This window comes from Amycolatopsis sp. NPDC049159 (genome assembly GCF_040648295.1).
GTDB lineage: Bacteria > Actinomycetota > Actinomycetes > Mycobacteriales > Pseudonocardiaceae > Amycolatopsis > Amycolatopsis pretoriensis_A.
Genome location: NZ_JBEZDL010000012.1, coordinates 175,141 through 190,830, shown reverse-complemented (window position 1 = coordinate 190,830; position 15,690 = coordinate 175,141). Strand labels below are relative to the sequence as shown.

The following is a 15,690-nucleotide window of genomic DNA, read 5'->3' as shown; positions in this document are numbered from 1 at the left end:
AGACCTAGTATATGAGAACTTTTCATGTTCACCCGAAGGGGTGTCTGACGAAGGGGTCAGCAGCCGGTGCAGAACCCGAACTTCCCGCCCGACTTCCTCTGGGGTGTTTCGACCTCGGCGTTCCAGATCGAGGGCGCCACCAGCGAAGGTGGGCGCGGACCGTCCATCTGGGACACGTTCACCGCGGCCGAGGGCAAGATCGCCCGCGATGAGACCGCCAACGTAGCCGCCGACCACTACCACCGCTACCCCGAAGACATCGCGCTCATGGCGGAGCTCGGGGTCGGTGCCTACCGGATGTCCGTCGCGTGGCCCCGCATCCAGCCCGACGGCAAGGGCGCGCCCAACCCCGAAGGCCTCGGCTTCTACGACAAGCTCCTCGACGCCGTCTGCGAGGCGGGGATCGCCCCCGCCGTCACGCTTTACCACTGGGACACCCCGCAGGCGATCGAAGACGACGGCGGCTGGCTCTCCCGCGATACCGCTGGGCGCTTCGCCGAGTACGCCCACATCCTCGGAGAACGCTTCGCCGACCGGGTGAAGCTGTGGATTCCGCTCAACGAGCCCATGGTCATGTCGATCTACGGCTACGCGATCGGCGAGTACGCGCCCGGCAAGACGCTCCTGCTCGACGCCGTCCCGACCGCGCACCACCAGCTCCTCGCCCACGGCCTCGCCGTCCAGGCGCTGCGCGCGGCCGGGGCGACGACCATCGGCACCGCCAACAACCACTCTCCGATCTGGCCCGGCGAAGACAGCGACGACCGCGACCGGGCCGCCGCCGAGTGGCTCGACGCGCTGATCAACCGGCTCTACGCCGACCCCGTACTGCTCGGCAGCTACCCCGAACAGCTCCACCCGCACCTCCCCGCCGGGTTCGCCGACGACCTGCCGGCGATCGCGCAGCCGCTCGACTTCTACGGCGTCAACTACTACGAGCCGCAAGGCGTCGCGAAGCCCAGTCCGGGCAACCCGCTGCCGTTCGACCTCCGCCCGATCGAGGGCTACCCGATGACGACGAACGACTCGCCGATCGTTCCGCACGCCCTGCGCGAGCTGCTGCTCGACTTCCACGCCCGCTACCGCGACAAACTGCCGCCGATCCACATCACCGAGAACGGGTGCAGTTTCGCCGACGAAGTCGCCGAGGACGGCGGGGTGCACGACCCCGAACGGATCGACTTCCTGCACAGCCACCTGGTCGCGGTGCGCGAGGCGATGGACGCCGGCGTCGACGTCCGCGGCTACTTCTGCTGGTCCCTGATGGACAATTTCGAGTGGTCCAAGGGCTACGCGCCGCGCTTCGGCCTGGTGCACGTCGATTACGAGACCCTGCGGCGGACGCCGAAGGACTCCTTCCACTGGTACCGGAAGCTGGTGCGGGATGAGTGAAACGACCCAGGCGCTGCCCGAAGCGCTCGCCGAACCCACCGTGCGGGTGCGGCCCGGCTGGATGAGCCTGCTGTTCTTCGCGAACATCGCGCTCTGGCTGGGGATTTACGCGCCGATCCAGGTGCTGCTGCCGCAGCAGGCCGAACTGCTCGACCAGGTGAACAAGGAGTTCGTGCTCGGCCTGGTGATGGGCGTCGGCGCGATCGTGGCGCTGGTCGTCAACCCGGCGGTCGGGCTGCTGTCGGACCGGACGTGCTCGCGGTTCGGCCGCCGCCACCCGTGGACGGTGATCGGGGCCGCGGTCGCGGCCGTCGGGCTGCTGGTGCTGGCGTTCGCGCCCGACGTCGCCCTGCTGATCACCGGCTGGTGCCTGGTGCAGGCCGGCCTCAACGGCATGCTCGCCACCCTGATGTCGGCCATCGCCGACCGCGTCCCGGTCGGCCAGCGCGCGCAGGTCGGCGGGCTCGTCGGCATCGCGCAGATGCTCGGCACCGTGCTGGGCGCGGTCGTGGTCGTCGTCATGCTCGGCATCGCCGGGCTGCCGTTGGCCTACGCGGCCTGCGCGGGGATCGTGCTGGTGGGCGCCGCGTTCTTCGTGCTCCGGACGCCGGACGCGCGGCTGCCTATCGAGTACCGGCCCTCGTCCGACACCCGCGAGGTCCTCCGCAACCTCTGGGTCTCGCCTCGGCGGCACCCGGACTTCGCGTGGGCGTGGTCGTGCCACTTCATGATCAACCTCGGTAACGCGTTCGGGACGCTCTACCTGCTGTTCTTCCTCAAGGACGCGGTGCACTACCCCGACCCGGACACCGGGCTGCTCATCATGATGGGGCTGTACGGCGTCGCGCTCGTCATCGGCGCCGTGCTCGCCGGCCACTTCTCCGACAGGTCCGGACGGCGCAAGCCGTACGTCCTGGCGGCTTCCGGCGTGATGGCGCTGGCCGCTCTGCTCCTCGTCGTGTGGCAGAGCTGGCCGGTCGCGCTCGCCGCGTCCCCGCTGCTCGGCGTCGGGTTCGGCGCGTACATGGCGGTCGCCTTGGCGATGCTGACGCAGGTGCTGCCGACGGCGCAGGACCGCGCGAAGGACCTGGGCGTCATCAACATCGCGAACTCGCTGCCGCAGGTGGTGGCCCCGCTGCTGACACCGCTGGTGCTGGCCTACCTGGGTGGCTACTCCGGCCTGTTCGCGGCTTCGGCCGTCGCGACGCTGCTGGCCGCGGTGCTCGTGCTGCGCGTGAAGGCGGTCCGCTGAACGCCGTACAACGAAGTGGAACCGCGGGCCGGTGCCGGTCGGGGGAGGGGAGTGCAACGGCACCGGCCCGCGGAATTCGGGGACCGCTCGAGGAGCGGATCGCCGCGGTGTGACCCATGGTCCACACCGGGGGCTTGATGATCAATCTAGCGGGGGATTACGGCCCCGGCTAGGGCTAACGCGTATTTTTTTCGATTAATCGCGGAGCGGTCTGAGGTGATGGCCGAGGGCTGGTTCGCGCTGCTCGGGGGTGCGGGCGAAACAGCCCTCGGCCGGGGCGAGTGCCGACGCGGAGCCGATGGGGCGATCGGCCGGTCGCGCTCGCCGGTTCGTGGGGGCCGCCGGAGCGCACTTTCCCTATGAAAGTGCCGCTTCTTCACATGGGTTTCACGTGGCGACGGCCCGGGTGGGTCAGGCGGTGACCGCTCGGCGCGGGTTCACCAACGCGTGGCGACCGGTGGTCTCCGCCGCGGTGGGGGCCGGGACCGGGCTCATGCGGCGGCTCTGCAGGCGGCTGTCCGGCGAGGACTGCTGCTGCGGGGCGAGGCCGCCGGCTACCAGGTGTTCGTGCGCGACCTGCCAGACCGAGCACGGCGCCTTGCAGCGGTGCCACCGGGTCGAGCAGGTCGGGCAGTCGCCGCGCTCGTCGGGCTCGTGCATCTTCAGCATCGCGCGCCACGCTTCGGTCAAGCGGGGGAGTTCGCTGCGCGCCACCGAGACGAGCGACTGGGCGTCGGCGCGGTTCGCCAGGTCAGTCAGCATGTCGAGGCGCTCCCAGACCGCATTGCGGAGGACCTGCCCGAGTACCTGATCCATGTCAGCTCACCGTTACCTTTCCGCCATCTTGGCGGCTTCGTTGAGCGCGGCGCGCAGCTGTCCGAGCTGGCCGGACGTCAACCGCGCGGTCTCGCCGGGGGGCGAGACCAGTACCACCTGGTTGTCCTCTACGAAGACCGTCACGGCGCGCTCGCGCTCGATCAGGTCTCCGCACTGCACCCGCCAGACGAGCTGGCCGCCCTCGTAGTGGCGGACGCTCGCGGTGCGGGGGTCCACCGCGGCGGCCGGGGTGACGGGGCGGACGGCGGAGACGGGAGAGACCGTCGCGATCGCCGGCCGCACGGCGCGGGTGGCCGTGCCGGCATGTCCTCCTGCGAACGAGTCCACGAACTCCACGCCCTTCTCCGCTCTGTCGAAAGTCTTCGAAGATGCCTTCTGCAACATCTTCTTGTCACCACGCTGCGGTTTTCGTAGCTCTCCGTGATCGCTGCCGGTGTCCGGGCGGTGACGGAGATCTGACAACTACAGTGAGGTGCAACCGGCTGCGATAGAAGGTCGAAATGGCGTCATAGCGGTGACCGGACTCGGTTCCACGGTAAGCGGTCAACGGACTTCGCCCGGGCCGATCAGGGCGCCAGTCCGGCAGTTCACACGGTTCACCAGGTTTGCCTACGCTGTTTCACAGACGCCCGACCGGACAGTGGAGGGGGCGCGATGGACGCCAGTAACGGTGGCAGTGCCGAAGCCCGGCAGAGCCACGCGGTTCCCGCTGACGCGTGGGAGCAGCCCGAGATGAGAGCTGCTCTCGCGTCGCGAGAGATCAGCGGCGTCTACCGCCTCTTGCGCAAGCACGGTGTCTTGCAGCGCCAGATCGCCGCGATGACCGGACAGTCCCAGTCCGAGGTGTCGGAGATCCTCAAGGGTCGCCAGGTCATGGCTTACGACGTCCTCACGAGGATCGCCGACGGCCTGGGCGTCCCCCGGGGGTACATGGGCCTCGCCTACGACGAGGTCACGGCGACACGCGTCGTCGGCTCCGCCGACGGCCAGCAGGCTGAGGAGGACGAGTCCGTGAAGCGACGGAGGTTCCTCGCGCACGCCGCCCAGGTCACGATGGGTGCGGCGGTGTTCGGTCCGGAATCGGGCACCTGGTCGGCGGGTCCGGCGCGCACGCCGGCACCCGGCCGGATCGGCATGACCGACGTGCGCCAGGTGGAGGCCGCGACGCGCGCGCTCCGGGCGCTGGACTACCAGTACGGCGGCGGGTTCTGCCGCGACGCCGTCGTGGCGCAGCTGTCCTGGGGACAGCAGATGCTCGAGTCCCACGGCACCGACCTGGTGAAGAACCGGCTCTACGTGGCCCTCGCCGACCTGCACTCGCTGGCCGGCTGGACGTCGTTCGACACCGGCCTCATGGACTCCGCCCGCGGCCACTTCGCGAACGCGCTGGACCTGGCCAAGCAGGGCGAGAACCACCCGCTGGTGGCCAACGTCCTCTACCGGATGGGCCGCGTCTACCTGCACCAGGACGCCCCGAACGACGCGCTGAAGCTGTTCCAGCTGGGCCAGATCGCGGCTCAGGAAAGCGGTTCCGAGCTGGCGGTCTCCGTGCTGTGCGCGAACGAGGCCTGGGCCTACGCGATGATGGGCAACGAAGAGCAGGCGGTGAAGCTGCTCGGCCGGAGCAAGGACGAGTTCGAGCGCGCCAACCTGGCCGAGGCCGAGTCCTGGGTGAAGTTCTTCACCGAGACTGACGTCTACGCCATGGTCGGCACCGTCCACACGGTCCTCGCGCAGAAGAACGCCGAGCACACCAAGTACGCGATCCCGGCGCTGAGCCGGGCGGTCGACTCCTACGACGACGAGATGGCCCGGTCCAAGACGTTCATGCTGAGCGCGCTGGCCACCAACCACCTGCTCGACGGCGACCTCGACCACGGGGCCAAGGTCGGCGGCAAGGCCATCGACTGCGCCGAGGGCATCAAGTCCGAGCGGGTCAAGGACCGGATGCGGCCGCTCCAGGAAGAGGCGGAGCGCCGCCGCAACAACGCCGACGCGCGTGACCTCGCCGATCGCCTCCACGCTTTCTACGCCGCATAACGCCGGCGGCGGCGGGGACACCGAGGCCGTCTTGGCCGGCCGGTTCACAGCCGGGAAGCTGCGCGGCGTGCTGGCGGAGACGTGCGCGCTGCTGGGCGTCGACCCGGCGGGCGCGCGGCTGCTCCGGTTCACCAACAACGCGGTGTACGCGCTGGTCACGGCCCCGCTCGTGATCCGGATCGTCGGTTCGACGCAGCTGCGGCACCGCGTCGGGACGGTCGTCCGCGTCGCCCGGCACTTCGAACGCCACGGCGTCCCCGCGATCCGGCTCCTCGACGGCGTCGACCAGCCCCTGGAGGTCGGCGAGCACCTCGTGACCGTGTGGCACCAGGTGCCGAGCATCGGCCGCCCGGCGACGGCGACCGACCTGGCCCGGCTGCTGCGCCGGGTGCACGCGCTGCCCGCGCCCGACGGCCTCGCCGAGTGGGCGCCGTTCGCCGCGGTGCGGGCCCGGGTGTCCGACGCCGAAGAGCTCGGCGACGCCGACCGCGAGTTCCTGCTGGAGCGCTGCGCCGAGCTCGAAGACCGGCTGTCCGGGCTGGAGTTCCCGCTGCCCAGGGGCCTGGTCCACGGCGACGCGTACCCCGGCAACGTCATCCCCGGCCCGGACGGCCCGGTGCTCTGCGACTTCGATTCGTCGTGCGTCGGCCCGCCGGAGTGGGACCTGACGCCGCTGGCCGTCGGCCGCGAGCGGTTCGGTGACCCGCCGGTGCACTACCGCGGGTTCGCCGCGGCGTACGGCTTCGACGTGACGTCCTGGTCCGGGTTCGCGGTGCTCCGCGGCATCCGCGAGCTGAAGCTGACGACCAGCGTGCTGCCCATCCTGCGCAGCCGGCCGCAGGTGCGGCCCGAGCTGTTCCGCCGGTTGGCCGACCTCCGCAGCGGCCGGACGGACGTGCGGTGGACGCGTTACCGCTGAGCGAAGACTGTCACATGATGTGACCGGCACCACAACTTGCACGTGCATTCGCCGACTGCAAATGACCGTTCGTCGCTTCGGAAATGCGGCCCGCTCAGGGTAGAAAGTTCGGTCCGACAGGTCGCCCCCAATGGTCTACCCGTCATCCCAATGCGCAAGTTGCAGCTACTCGCCGTGACTCCGCACCGGCCTCACCAGCGGGGAAGGGCTTTCAGGACGCGACGACCGGCGCCCGCGTGAGCACGACGGCGAACCCGAAGGCCAGTCCCATCACGGTCAGCTCCAGCGTCGCCCACGCGGCGAGCGCGGTCCGCTGGTGCCGGACGATCTGCGGCATCAGCCGCCAGCGGACGTGCGCGCCCAGCAGCGCGATGACGCCGGTGCACGCCGTCTTCAGGATGAGCAGCTGCCCGTACGGCGTCGTGAAGATCGCCGCCCAGAACCCGATGGTCGGGTTGAGCGAGATCTCGACCAGGCCGTTGAACAGGCCGGTCGCCGCGGAGAGGACCAGGCAGAGCGTCGCGAGCTTCGAGAACCGCGGCAGCGCGTGCGCCAGCAGCGTCCGGTTCGCCACCAGGAGCACGGCCATCGCGCCGAGGCCGCCGGTCCAGGCGACGGCGCTCATGACGTGCAGCTCCATCGAGATCATCGTGTAGTCGTGGTAGTTCCAGTTCGACGCGTGCCCGGTGACCGGCAGCGGCAGCAGCGCGAACAGGCCGAGCCCGACGCGCACCTCCGCGGGCACCTTCTCGCCGAACCGCAGCGCCAGCGCGCCGATCCCGGCGTGGGCGAGCGCGAGCACCGCGACGATGACGAGCGCCTTCCCGGCGCCGACGGCGGCGATGTACTGCCCGATGTCCGACGGCGAGAGCGACGACGAACCCGGCTTGTACTCCGCGGTCTGCAGGATCAGCGCGACGACCGCGGTGGTGGCCCAGACCAGCGCCGCCGCGACCCCGGCCGGGCGGGCCAGCCGCAGGATCGGCTCGGTGAGCTTCGGCCGGTCGTAGCCAACGAGCACCGACAGCAGGGCGAGCCCGATGGTCGTGACCGCGGCCAGGTCGAGCAGGACCCGCACGACCGGGATGCCGGCCGAGACCACCGCGCCGGGCTGCACCACGCCGGGGACCGGCGCGGTGGCGGTGAGCGCGACGCCGATGAGGGCGCCCAGCAGTCCCGCCGTGACGACGCACAGCAGCGTCACATAGCGGACGTTCGTGGTGGTCTCGGCCTGCGTCATCAGTTCTTCTCTTCGACTTTGCCGCCCGAGCGGAGCGCCACGGTCAGCCCGATGGCCAGCAGCACGACGGCACCGGCGATCCAGACCCAGATCGGCACCCCGGTGGACGAGGACTGCTGCGGGGACGCCGACGACGTGCTGCCCGGCGAGCGGGCCGCGTCGACGGTCGCCGGCGTGCCGGTGCCCGCCGCGGTCAGGGTGAAGGTGAGCTCACCGGTCACCGGGTGGCCGTCCGCGGAGAGCACCCGGTAGCCGACGGTGTACTTCCCCGCCGGGCCGAGCGGCCGCAGCGGCGCGCTGATGACGTTGTTCACCACACTGATCGGTCCCTCGGCCCACTGGCCGCCGCCGGGTCCGGTCACCGCGATCTGGTTGACGTCCGCGCCCTGCACGTACTGGTCGAACGTCAGGCTGATCTTCTGCGGGCCGGCGGCGACGGACGAGCCGTTCGCCGGGTCCGAGGAGATCAGCACGTTGTGCGCGAGCGCCGGGGTGGCCGTGCCGAGCACGGCCACCACCGTCAGCGCCAGCGCGACGAGCGCCTTCCGCATTTAGCTGTTGCCTCCCGACTTGGCCGTGGCCTTGCGCGCCCGGATGGTCGCACCGGCCCCGACGCCGAGGCCGACGGCACCGACGAGCAGGCCGGCACCGCCGAGCCAGCGGGCCGTGCTGTCCGACGTCGCGGCGGCCTGGGTCTGGTCGCCGGTCGTCGCCGCCGTGTTCGCCATGGTGCCGTGCGCGTCGCCCTCTTCGGCCTTCGCGGCCAGCTTGACGGCCGGGGCCGGGTGCTCCGGCTCCTCGCCGCCCGCCGGGGTCGGCTGGTTCCAGTCGACGACCTTGCCGTCGCTGTAGGACTGGTGCGCCGGGAACTCGACCTGGTCCACGTTGGTGGGCAGCGGGCCGAAGCTGACGGAGAACTCCTGGTAGTCGGTGGCCTTCAGCTCGTTGCCGGGCTGGGCGGTCCACGTCACCGCGGTGACGGCCTCGGTGATCTGCGTGCCGTTGTCCTTGGTGATCGGCGCCGGCAGCTTCGACTTGGTGACCTCGGCGGTCCAGCCGGGCAGCGGCTTCGTCCGCACCGAGCCGATGCCGTAGTCCGCCTTGAAGTCGACGACGACCTTCGTGGTGGTGACGGGCGCCTTCTCCTCGCTCGGCACGCGGAACACGATCGCCGCGTAGCCGCCCTTCGTGGGCTGCGGGCCGTAGACGTTGGCGGTGACGTGCGCGGAGGCGATGCCGGCGCCGAGGAAACCGGCGACACCGACGGTGGCGGCGAGGAAACCGGCGCGCTTGAAGACGTGCTGGGACATGGGTTCACTCCTGATGAACTCAACAAAGGGCAGCGGACTCGGGGGTCCGCTGTGTCGGGGACGAGCTGGGTTTCAGGAGTGACTCGGTGGGCCGCGCCGCCCGTGGATCCGGCGCAGGTCGACGCCGACGAGGTGGTCCGGACCGCCCACGCGGGCGGGGACGAGCGCGGGAGCCGCGGCCGGGACCGGCAGCGGGGTGAGCAGCCGCGGCAGGATCGCGCGCAGCACGGCCAGCACCGTGAGCAGCGTCGCGTCCGCGCGGGCGAGCAGGAGCGCGGTGAGCAGGGTCGCGACCGCGTGCGCGGCGATCATGCCGGCCCCGGTCCGGTCCGGCACCGCGTACATGTCGTGGTGCCCGGCGAGCGTGGTCAGCAGCAAGTGCATCACCAGCTGGGCGGACCCGAGCAGGGTGATCGTGGCGAGCGGGCCGCGGGCCTTGCGGGTGAGCGCGGTGGCGGTCCAGCCGAACAGGCCGGTGAGCAGCAGGAGCATCGCCGGGTCGGGCAGGCCGCCGTCGGCGAGCCGGTGCGCGGTGACGGACAGCACCGCCGCGCTCACGGCGAGCAACGCACCCCGGGTAGCGCCGAGCACGGCGGGACGCCGTGCCGGAACGCTCATGAGCAGCAGCCTAAGGGACCTGCCCCGGGGTGAGCGTGTGATCCCGTGAAGTGAGCACACACCGAGTTCACGTCCCACGCCACGCCGTGGTTCAGGCCATTTCTTGCCGATCTGCCCCGGTTGGGCCACGGTGGGCGGAACCGGTGACCGATGACTGGGGTTTGGACCGGCTGTGCGCTGGGTACTGAGCCGTCGGTCAGCAACTAGCCCGTTCGGGTGAAGGCCGGCGTGAAGGGCGGGAGAGCGGACACGGATGAACCTCTTCGACTACATCTCCGACCGGGCGAGCAAGCTCTGGCTGGAGGCCTACCTGCACACGAGCATGGTCGTGCAGTGCACGATCCTCGCCGCGGTCCTCGGCGTGCTGATCGGGATCGCGGTCTACCGCAGCCCGATCGGTTCGGCGGTGGCCACGGCGCTGGCGAGCACGATCTTGACGGTCCCGTCGTTCGCCCTCCTGGGCCTGCTGATCCCGATTTCCGGGCTCGGTCCGACGACGGCCGTGATCGCGCTGGTGCTCTACGGCCTCCTGCCGATCGTCCGGAACACCATCGTCGGGCTCGACGGTGTCGACCCGGCCATCACCGACGCCGCGCGCGGGATCGGGATGAGCCGCTTCGGCGTGCTCACCCGGGTCGAGCTGCGGCTGGCGTGGCCGGCGATCCTCACGGGCATGCGGGTGGCGACGCAGATGCTGATGGGCATCGCGGTGATCGCCGCCTACGCGAAGGGCCCCGGCTTCGGCGCCGAGGTCTTCTCCGGGCTCACGAACGCGGGGAGCACCAACTCCCTGAACCAAGCCGTCACGGGCACGGTCGGCGTGGTCATCCTCGCCCTGCTGCTCGACGGCGTCTACGTCCTGATCAAGCGCTTCACCATTTCTAGGGGTGTCCGTGGCTGAGAACGAGGAAGTCTCCGGCGTCGAGATCGAGCTGGAGCACGTGACGAAGCGGTACCCCGGCACCCGCGAAGCGGCGGTCGACGACTTCTCGATGGTCGTGCCCGCGGGCAAGATCGTGGTCTTCGTCGGCCCGTCCGGCTGCGGCAAGACGACGACGATGCGGATGATCAACCGGCTCGTCCAGCCGACGTCGGGCAAGATCACCATCGGCGGCGAGGACGCGCTCGGCCTCGACGTCGACACCCTGCGCCGCCGGATCGGCTACGCGATCCAGCAGGCCGGCCTGTTCCCGCACTTCACCGTCTCGCAGAACATCGGCGTGGTGCCCGGCCTGCTCGGCTGGGACAAGAAGAAGGTCAACGACCGGGTCGAAGAGATGATGGACCTGGTCGGGCTCGACCCGGCCGACTTCCGCGACCGCTTCCCGCGCCAGCTCTCCGGCGGGCAGCAGCAGCGCGTCGGCGTCGCGCGGGCGCTCGCCGCGGACCCGCCGGTGCTGCTGATGGACGAGCCGTTCGGCGCGGTCGACCCGATCACCCGCGGCAACCTGCAGGACGAGCTGCTGCGGCTGCAGAGCGAGCTGAAGAAGACGATCGTGTTCGTCACGCACGACTTCGACGAGGCCGTGAAGCTTGGCGACAAGATCGCGGTGCTCGGCAACCAGTCGTCGATCATGCAGTACGACACCCCCGAGGCGATCCTGGCCAACCCGGCGAACGACACGGTCGCCGGCTTCGTCGGCGCGGGCGCCTCGCTGAAGCAGCTGACGCTGCTGCGGGTCCGGGACGTCGAGCTGGCGCAGGACGCGCTGACGGCCGGCGTCGACGAAGACCCGAGCGAGCTCCGCAAGAAGCTCGAAGACCAGCGCAAGCACTTCGCGCTGGTCCTGGACGGGCGCCGCCGCCCGACGCGCTGGGTGCACGTCCGCGACCTGACCGCGGGCGCGTCGCTGGCCAACGCCGGCAAGCCGCTGCGCGACATCGTGAGCCTGCAGTCGACGCTGCAGGACGCGCTGGAGGCGATGCTCGCCGAAGGCGGTTCGGTGCCGGTGACCGGCGCGCGCGGCGAGTACGCGGGCACCATCCAGCTGGACACCGTGATCGCGACCATCCAGCAGCTGCGGGACGAGCACACGAACGGTGAAGAGGTGTCCGCATGACGGCTGCCGTCGACACCGGTTTCAGCACCGAGTCCGGTTCGAAACGCGCGGAACGCGTCCGGCTGTTCGCCCAGCCCGTCGCGGTGCTGGTGATCGTCGCCGTCACGCTGGTCTCGGTGTTCTCCAGCGGGCTGACGGCGACCGAGAAGGAGACGCTCAACGCGTCTTCGCTGTTCACGGCGTTGTGGGACCACCTGCTGATGACGATCGTGGTGACCGCGATCGTCGTGCTGGTCGCGGTGCCGCTCGGCGTGATCGTGACGCGGCCGTGGGCCCGCTTCCTCGCGCCGGTCTTCCTGGCCATCGCGAACATCGGGCAGGCCGCGCCCGCGCTCGGCGTGCTGGTGCTGTGGTTCATCGTCACCGGCGCGGTCGGCGGGCTGTGGGTGGCGGCGCTGCCGCTGGCCTTCTACTCGCTGCTGCCGGTGCTGCGGAACACGATGGTCGGCATCCAGCAGGTCGACCCGGCGCTGATCGACGCCGGGCGCGGCATCGGGATGTCGGCGACCGCGGTGCTGTGGCGGGTCGAACTGCCGCTGGCCGTCCCGCTGATCCTGGCGGGCCTGCGCACCGCGCTCGTCCTGGCGGTCGGCACGGCGACGTTCGGCATGTTCGTCAACGCCGGCGGGTTCGGGCTCCTGATCGACACCGGCTACAAGCTGAACCTGACGTCGGTGCTGGTCACCGGTTCGGTGCTCGCCGTCGCGCTGGCGCTGCTGGTGGACTGGCTGGGCGCGGTCGCCGAACAGTTCTTCGGACCGAAGGGGCTGCGATGAAACTCCGGCGATGGAAAGCGCTCTTCGGCGTGGCGGTGCTGGGTGCGACGCTCTCGGCGTGCGGGCTGACGGTCAACCAGGCGGTGCCCTACGACATCCAGCCGGGCACGATCCAGCCGATCCCGTCGCTGCAGGGGCTGAAGGTGACGGTGGGGTCCAAGGACTTCACCGAGAACATCATCCTGGCGTACATGTCGGAGATGGCGCTGTCGGCGGCGGGCGCGGAGGTCGTCGACCTGTCGGACATCAAGGGGTCCAACTCGTCGCGGCAGGCGCTGCTGTCCGGGCAGACCGACGTGACCTGGGAGTACACCGGCACCGGCTGGATCAACTACCAGGGCAACGAGCTCCCGGTACCCGGCGGCGAGAAGGCCCAGTACGACGCGACGGCCAAGGCGGACGAAGAGAAGTTCGGCGTCACGTGGCTGAACTATTCGCCGCTCAACGACCAGTACGCGTTCGCCGTCACCGAGGAGTACGGCGCGAAGAACAACCTGAAGACGACGTCGGACCTGGCGGCGTTCCTCAAGCAGAACCCGGATCAGAACCGGTTCTGCCTGGAGACCGAGTTCACCAGCCGCCAGGACGGCTTCCCGGCCGCGGTGAAGGCCTACGGCTTCCAGAACTCGAAGATCGAGAACTTCGGCATCGGCACGATCTACTCGGCGGTCGCGAGCGGCACCTGCCCGGTCGGCGAGGTGTTCACCACCGACGGCCGCATCTCGGGGCTGAACCTGCGGGTGCTCGAAGACGACAAGAAGGCGTTCCCGCAGTACAACGCGGTCCCGACGCTGCGCACGGAGTGGCTGAAGCAGCACCCGGACGTCCGCGGCCCGCTGGAGAAGGTCGGCGCGGCCCTGACCAACGAGCAGATGGTCGAGCTGTGCAAGCAGGTCGACGTCGACGGCCAGGACGCGGGCAAGGTCGCCCACGACTGGATGGTCAAGAAGGGCTTCGTGAAGTAGCACCGTAGCTTTCACGGGAAAGCTACGCACCGGGGCCGCACTTTCACGTGAAAGTGCGGCCCCGGTGTTCGTGTCAGAGCCCGAGGCGGTGCAGCAGCTGGCCTTCCAGCCGCTCCAGCTCGCCGGCCACCGCGCGGTGCACGGACTTGCGCCGCGCCGCCGGCATCCGCTCCGCGGCGCGGACCGAGGCCGACAGCTGCTCCAGCGTGCTCAGCGCGTCCTTCGCGAACTCCTGGTCCGCGTCCGAAGCCTTCCCGGACTTCTGCAGATCCCGGCAGCCCTCGGCGATGCCGGCGATGCGGGCGTGCAGGGCCGCGCCGCGGCCGGTGTACTCGCCCAGCTTGTCGACCGAGACGCCGAGCTTGCGTGCCTGGTAGCGGTCGTACAGCTCCCGGGCGGAGCCCGCCGCGCGCAGCGCGAACGGCGCGACCACCGGGATCACGACCGGGCCGAGCACCTTCGCCACCGCGACCGCGTTCTTCGCCTTCTTGGGGGTGAACCTGGCTTCACCCTCGACCTTGGCTTTGCGCGCCATGGCACCTCCCTGCGACGTGTCGAGGTCGAACTTACTGGGCTTGCCCGTGGCGGGCATGTCGGCTCGGCGGTGGGAAACTAGAGTGATCTCCATGCAGGGTGAGGTGGTACTCGACGCGGGCGCGGTCAGCCGCTGCCGCCGGCGTGTGCACCTCGAGCACGACCCGGCGATGCGCGAGGTACCGCTTTCCCCGCCGGACCCGACGGCGCAGCAGCGGATCGACGACGCGAGCGCGCACCGCGAGGACATCGTCAGCAGGCTGATGGCCGCCAACCCCGGTCACTGGGTGAAGATCGACCGCGACCTGCCCGCCCACGAGCGCGTCGAGCGCACCGAGCAGGCCTTCGCCGCCGAAGCCTCCTACATCTGGGGCGCGCTGCTGCCGGTCGACCCGGCCGGGCACCGCCGCGGCGGCATCGACCTGCTCGTGCGCACCGGCCGCGGGTACGTCCCCGTGCTCGTCGTGCGCCACCGCATCACCGACCGCGGCGCCGGCGCGGTCGTCACCGAGCTGACCGACCTCGACCCCGCGCACCGCAAGGCCGACGAAGCCCGCAAGGTCCGCTCGCAGCCGCGCGACCAGCTCCGGCTGGTGCACATCCGCCGCATGCTGCAGACGCTCGGGCAGGCCGACGAGAGCCTCACCACCGGCGGCGTGATCGGCCTCGACGCCGACGTCGTCGTCTGGCACGACCTCACCGCGGGCACCTGGCCTGGCGGCCGCAGCGCGCTGACCGAGTACCAGGTCCGGTTCGCCGACCGGCTCGCCATCGCCACCGCGGCCGCGAACGGCGAGGAGCCGCTGGCCGAGCCGTCGCGCGTGCTGGAGTGCCGCCGCTGCCCGTGGTGGCCGACGTGCGAGGTGGTGCTCACCGAGACCCGGGACGTCAGCCTCGTCGTCCGCGGCGAGGACGCGGTCGAGCTGCGCCGCGCCGGTGTGTCCACTGTGGACAAACTGGCCGCGCTCGACCCGGCGGGCGAGCCGCCGGCGGTGAACTGGACGGGCGTCGCCTTCCCGGACGCGGTCGTGCTCGCGCGCGCCTGGCTGGCCGACCTGACGCTGGTGCGCCGCGTCGAGGCGGTCGGCGTGCCGCGCGGCGACGTCGAGGTCGACGTCGACATGGAGAGCTTCGGCGACGCCGGCGCGTACCTCTGGGGCTGCCTGCTGACCGGGGCCGACATCGGCGTGCCGCAGGGCTACCGCGCCTTCGCGACGTGGGACCCGCTGCCGACCGACGACGAAGCCCGCTCGTTCGCCGAGTTCTGGGCGTGGCTGACCGACGTCCGCGAGCGCACCGAAGCGGCCGGGCTGACCTTTCGCGCCTACTGCTACAACGCGCTCGCCGAGAACCGCTGGCTCTTCGGGTCCGTCGAGCGCTTCGGCGACCACCCCGGGATCCCGGCGAAGAAGACCATTCAGTCCTTTGTGGATTCCGAGGAGTGGGTCGACCTCTTCCGCAGCGTCACCGACCAGTTCCTGTGCTCCCACGGCAAGGGGCTCAAGGTGATCGCGCCGGTGGCCGGGTTCTCGTGGCGCGACCCCGAGGCGGGCGGCGAGGCGTCGATGCGCTGGTACCGCGACGCCGTGGGCATGGACGGCGAGAAGCCGGACGACGAGCAGCGCGAGCGGCTGCTGCGCTACAACGAGGACGACGTCCTCGCGACGCGGGCGCTGCGCGAGTGGATCAGCGAGCGGGCCCAGGCCGAAGTCCCGTACATGTTCGACCTCTGAGTGGTTCACTCACC

General features: G+C 70.6%; 16 protein-coding genes. 9 read left to right on the top strand and 7 right to left on the bottom strand.

The genetic code is table 11. The annotated features are described in order from the left end of the window. Window positions 1-66: 66 nt before the first annotated feature. Together AB0B33_RS23365 and AB0B33_RS23360 are read left to right on the top strand one after the other, a co-directional pair. Entirely contained in the window at window positions 67-1,392 is a 1,326-nt protein-coding gene (locus tag AB0B33_RS23365; RefSeq protein WP_360775214.1) for a GH1 family beta-glucosidase, read from the top strand. After that, complete coding sequence (locus AB0B33_RS23360) at window positions 1,385-2,644, top strand: MFS transporter (protein WP_360775211.1); 1,260 nt, start codon at window positions 1,385-1,387, stop codon at window positions 2,642-2,644. Before AB0B33_RS23365 ends, AB0B33_RS23360 begins: the two co-directional genes overlap by 8 nt. A 411-nt stretch (window positions 2,645-3,055) precedes the next feature. On the opposite strand, the gene AB0B33_RS23355 is transcribed toward AB0B33_RS23360, so the two are convergent. Together AB0B33_RS23355 and AB0B33_RS23350 are read right to left on the bottom strand one after the other, a co-directional pair. Beyond that, complete coding sequence (locus AB0B33_RS23355) at window positions 3,056-3,460, bottom strand: hypothetical protein (RefSeq protein WP_247016095.1); 405 nt, start codon at window positions 3,458-3,460, stop codon at window positions 3,056-3,058. Window positions 3,461-3,472: 12 nt separating this feature from the next. Beyond that, window positions 3,473-3,817, bottom strand: a complete 345-nt coding sequence (locus AB0B33_RS23350) for a hypothetical protein (RefSeq protein WP_247016093.1) — start codon at window positions 3,815-3,817, stop codon at window positions 3,473-3,475. Between the two features lie 318 nt (window positions 3,818-4,135). Here AB0B33_RS23350 and AB0B33_RS23345 point away from each other — a divergent pair, with 318 nt between their 5' ends. Beyond that, on the top strand, window positions 4,136-5,521 hold the full coding sequence (locus tag AB0B33_RS23345; RefSeq protein ID WP_360775206.1) for a helix-turn-helix transcriptional regulator: 1,386 nt from the start codon (window positions 4,136-4,138) through the stop codon (window positions 5,519-5,521). Window positions 5,522-5,552: 31 nt separating this feature from the next. Continuing rightward, entirely contained in the window at window positions 5,553-6,440 is an 888-nt protein-coding gene (locus AB0B33_RS23340; protein ID WP_360775475.1) for an aminoglycoside phosphotransferase family protein, read from the top strand. A gap of 211 nt (window positions 6,441-6,651) precedes the next feature. On the opposite strand, the gene AB0B33_RS23335 is transcribed toward AB0B33_RS23340, so the two are convergent. The 4 genes from AB0B33_RS23335 to AB0B33_RS23320 all read right to left on the bottom strand — a co-directional run bounded on the left by AB0B33_RS23335 (window position 6,652) and on the right by AB0B33_RS23320 (window position 9,557). Beyond that, window positions 6,652-7,680 (bottom strand): CopD family protein, encoded by a 1,029-nt coding sequence (locus tag AB0B33_RS23335; protein ID WP_360775203.1) that lies wholly within the window; start codon window positions 7,678-7,680, stop codon window positions 6,652-6,654. Beyond that, window positions 7,680-8,231, bottom strand: coding sequence for a copper resistance CopC family protein (locus AB0B33_RS23330; RefSeq protein ID WP_360775200.1), 552 nt, complete (start codon window positions 8,229-8,231; stop codon window positions 7,680-7,682). The genes AB0B33_RS23335 and AB0B33_RS23330 overlap by 1 nt, the downstream gene beginning before the upstream one ends. Further along, on the bottom strand, window positions 8,232-8,990 hold the full coding sequence (locus tag AB0B33_RS23325) for a YcnI family protein (RefSeq protein ID WP_360775197.1): 759 nt from the start codon (window positions 8,988-8,990) through the stop codon (window positions 8,232-8,234). Between the two features lie 72 nt (window positions 8,991-9,062). After that, window positions 9,063-9,557 carry a hypothetical protein gene (locus AB0B33_RS23320; RefSeq protein ID WP_360775472.1) on the bottom strand — a complete coding sequence of 165 codons (495 nt, stop codon included), beginning with the start codon at window positions 9,555-9,557 and terminating at the stop codon, window positions 9,063-9,065. Window positions 9,558-9,861: 304 nt separating this feature from the next. Between AB0B33_RS23320 and AB0B33_RS23315 the strand changes: the two genes are divergently transcribed. Genes AB0B33_RS23315 through AB0B33_RS23300 form a run of 4 tightly spaced genes read left to right on the top strand, consistent with a single transcriptional unit; the run spans window position 9,862 to window position 13,409 of the window. Beyond that, window positions 9,862-10,509, top strand: coding sequence for an ABC transporter permease (locus AB0B33_RS23315; protein ID WP_247016080.1), 648 nt, complete (start codon window positions 9,862-9,864; stop codon window positions 10,507-10,509). Continuing rightward, a complete protein-coding gene (locus tag AB0B33_RS23310) occupies window positions 10,502-11,668 on the top strand; it encodes an ATP-binding cassette domain-containing protein (protein WP_360775194.1) in 1,167 nt (388 codons plus the stop codon). Before AB0B33_RS23315 ends, AB0B33_RS23310 begins: the two co-directional genes overlap by 8 nt. Beyond that, on the top strand, window positions 11,665-12,444 hold the full coding sequence (locus AB0B33_RS23305; protein WP_360775191.1) for an ABC transporter permease: 780 nt from the start codon (window positions 11,665-11,667) through the stop codon (window positions 12,442-12,444). The genes AB0B33_RS23310 and AB0B33_RS23305 overlap by 4 nt, the downstream gene beginning before the upstream one ends. Continuing rightward, complete coding sequence (locus AB0B33_RS23300) at window positions 12,441-13,409, top strand: glycine betaine ABC transporter substrate-binding protein (RefSeq protein WP_360775188.1); 969 nt, start codon at window positions 12,441-12,443, stop codon at window positions 13,407-13,409. Before AB0B33_RS23305 ends, AB0B33_RS23300 begins: the two co-directional genes overlap by 4 nt. A gap of 73 nt (window positions 13,410-13,482) precedes the next feature. Here the strand turns inward: AB0B33_RS23300 and AB0B33_RS23295 are convergent, their stop codons facing one another. Next, the gene (locus AB0B33_RS23295) at window positions 13,483-13,944 is read right to left on the bottom strand and encodes a DUF6474 family protein (RefSeq protein WP_360775185.1); all 462 of its coding nucleotides are present in this window, start codon (window positions 13,942-13,944) and stop codon (window positions 13,483-13,485) included. 91 nt (window positions 13,945-14,035) lie between these two features. On the opposite strand from AB0B33_RS23295, the gene AB0B33_RS23290 reads away from it, so the two are divergent. Continuing rightward, the gene (locus AB0B33_RS23290; protein ID WP_360775182.1) at window positions 14,036-15,676 is read left to right on the top strand and encodes a TM0106 family RecB-like putative nuclease; all 1,641 of its coding nucleotides are present in this window, start codon (window positions 14,036-14,038) and stop codon (window positions 15,674-15,676) included. Window positions 15,677-15,690 lie beyond the last annotated feature (14 nt).

Excerpts from the sequence above, each read along its gene's own strand:
- AB0B33_RS23355 (WP_247016095.1), bottom strand. The coding sequence starts at position 3,460 with ATGGATCAGGTACTCGGGCAGGTCCTCCGCAATGCGGTCTGGGAGCGC.
- AB0B33_RS23345 (WP_360775206.1), top strand. The coding sequence starts at position 4,136 with ATGGACGCCAGTAACGGTGGCAGTGCCGAAGCCCGGCAGAGCCACGCG.
- AB0B33_RS23300 (WP_360775188.1), top strand. The coding sequence starts at position 12,441 with ATGAAACTCCGGCGATGGAAAGCGCTCTTCGGCGTGGCGGTGCTGGGT.
- AB0B33_RS23295 (WP_360775185.1), bottom strand. The coding sequence starts at position 13,944 with ATGGCGCGCAAAGCCAAGGTCGAGGGTGAAGCCAGGTTCACCCCCAAG.
- AB0B33_RS23325 (WP_360775197.1), bottom strand. The coding sequence starts at position 8,990 with ATGTCCCAGCACGTCTTCAAGCGCGCCGGTTTCCTCGCCGCCACCGTC.
- AB0B33_RS23290 (WP_360775182.1), top strand. The coding sequence starts at position 14,036 with ATGCAGGGTGAGGTGGTACTCGACGCGGGCGCGGTCAGCCGCTGCCGC.
- AB0B33_RS23335 (WP_360775203.1), bottom strand. The coding sequence starts at position 7,680 with ATGACGCAGGCCGAGACCACCACGAACGTCCGCTATGTGACGCTGCTG.
- AB0B33_RS23360 (WP_360775211.1), top strand. The coding sequence starts at position 1,385 with ATGAGTGAAACGACCCAGGCGCTGCCCGAAGCGCTCGCCGAACCCACC.
- AB0B33_RS23305 (WP_360775191.1), top strand. The coding sequence starts at position 11,665 with ATGACGGCTGCCGTCGACACCGGTTTCAGCACCGAGTCCGGTTCGAAA.
- AB0B33_RS23315 (WP_247016080.1), top strand. The coding sequence starts at position 9,862 with ATGAACCTCTTCGACTACATCTCCGACCGGGCGAGCAAGCTCTGGCTG.
- AB0B33_RS23330 (WP_360775200.1), bottom strand. The coding sequence starts at position 8,231 with ATGCGGAAGGCGCTCGTCGCGCTGGCGCTGACGGTGGTGGCCGTGCTC.